Raw genomic sequence first — 240 nt, 5'->3', positions numbered from 1 at the left:
GCTGAACCCGAATTAAAGCCTCAAGCAGTCAAAAAATCTCAGCCTGAAGTAAAACCTAATCCACCTGTTATAGATCAAAAAAAACCAGCTCCAGAAAAACCAGCATCAAAAATGACAACACCTGAATCAAAGACGCAACCTGATATACCTAAAGTGGTGAACCATGCACCTTTTGAACATGAGGTACAACGGCAGGCGTCAATATCAGCTGTTCAAGCAGATAACTTGGCTGTGATTAAT

At 40.8% G+C, this 240-nt stretch carries 1 protein-coding gene; it reads left to right on the top strand.

Going from position 1 to position 240, the window contains the following annotated elements; all coding sequences use genetic code 11:
• Positions 1–240: hypothetical protein (locus AAEY75_RS16870; protein WP_352260318.1), on the top strand; the 240-nt coding region annotated here is incomplete at both ends.

The organism is Psychrobacter sp. TB55-MNA-CIBAN-0194, assembly GCF_040309505.1.
GTDB lineage: Bacteria > Pseudomonadota > Gammaproteobacteria > Pseudomonadales > Moraxellaceae > Psychrobacter > Psychrobacter fozii.
The sequence above is the reverse complement of the archived record's forward strand: the minus strand, read 5'-3'. Positions and strand labels throughout refer to the sequence as shown.